This is a genomic window from Croceicoccus bisphenolivorans, from assembly GCF_001634625.1.
Classification (GTDB): Bacteria; Pseudomonadota; Alphaproteobacteria; order Sphingomonadales; family Sphingomonadaceae; genus Croceicoccus; species Croceicoccus bisphenolivorans.
On record NZ_LRSE01000053.1, the window covers coordinates 1 to 1,318 of the forward strand.

General features: G+C 63.4%; 1 protein-coding gene and 1 other annotated feature. The gene reads left to right on the plus strand.

Annotated features, from left to right (window positions below):
• The first annotated feature begins 50 nt into the window (after positions 1–50).
• Positions 51–1,279, plus strand: a protein-coding gene (locus A7A77_RS17250; protein ID WP_425388595.1) for an IS3 family transposase whose coding sequence is annotated in 2 segments (ribosomal slippage) — positions 51–342 and positions 342–1,279 — 1,230 coding nt in all. Because the reading frame shifts where the segments join, the coding sequence is not laid out codon by codon here.
• Positions 332–446: a sequence feature (AL1L pseudoknot), on the plus strand. (Overlaps the previous gene by 115 nt.)
• Positions 1,280–1,318: the final 39 nt, after the last annotated feature.

The following is a 1,318-nucleotide window of genomic DNA, read 5'->3' on the forward strand; positions in this document are numbered from 1 at the left end:
TGAAGCGTCCCGGGTTTTCCGGAGGCTCCTATTTGTGAGAAGGAGCTACGATGAGCGCTACAAGGAACAAGTTTTCACCTGAGTTTCGTGACCGCGCGGTGCGGATGGTGGATGAGCACCGGGGGGATTACCCGTCGGAATGGGCAGCGTTGTCTTCGATTGCCGGGAAGGTCGGCTGCACGACCGAGACGTTGCGCCGCTGGTGCCGTGAGGAGGCTGGTCGACAAGCGGGACCAGCGGCGCAGGCCGCCAGCGACCGGGACCGGGTCAAGGCGCTGGAACGCGAGGTCAAGGAACTGCGCCGGGCCAACGAGATCCTGCGCAAGGCGTCCGCATATTTTGCTCAGGCGGAGCTCGACCGCCACGGCAAATGGTGATGTCGTTTATCGACACGCACCGCGAGGAACTGGGTATCGAGCCGATCTGCCGCGAACTGGCGGTCGCCCCGTCCTCCTATCACGAGCATGCTGCCCGGCTTGCAGATCCCGCCAGGCGTCCGGCCCGTGCCCGGCGCGATGATGAGATCAAGGAAGAGATCAGGCGTGTCCATGAGAACAGCTTTGGCCTCTACGGCTCCCGCAAGGTCTGGCACCAGTTACGCCGCGAGGGCATCGCTGTAGCCAAGTGCACGGTGGAACGGTTGATGCGCACCATGGGGCTGGCAGGCGTGCGGCGGGGCAAGACGACGGTCACGACCGTCAGCAACCCGAAGACGCCATGCCCGCTCGACAAGGTCAATCGCGAGTTCCGCGTCAGCCGGCCCAACGCCCTGTGGGTGGTCGACTTCACCTACGTGCATACCTGGGCGGGGTTCGTCTACGTCGCCTTCGTGATCGATGCCTACGCCCGCAGGATCGTGGGCTGGAAGGTCAGCACCACGGCGACGGCGAACTTCGTCCTGGATGCTCTGGAGCAGGCGATCCATGCGCGCAGGCCAGGCCCTGATGATGGCCTGATCCATCACAGCGACAGGGGCGTGCAATATCTGGCCATGAACTACACCCAGCGCCTGGCAGAGGCCAACCTTGTCCCGTCCGTGGGCAGCGTCGGTGACAGCTACGACAACGCCTTGGCCGAGACGATCAACGGCCTCTACAAGGCCGAGGTCATCTGGCGGCAGCGATCATGGCCAAGCGTATCGGCAGTGGAAATGGCAACCCTGCGATGGGTCGACTGGTTCAACAACCAGCGTCTGTTCGGCCCCATCGGGCACATCCCGCCCGCCGAGGCCGAAGCCAATTACTATGCAGCCAGAGGGAACCTCGATATGGTCGCATGACTCAAATGAAACCGCCTCCGGAAAACCCGGGACGCTTCA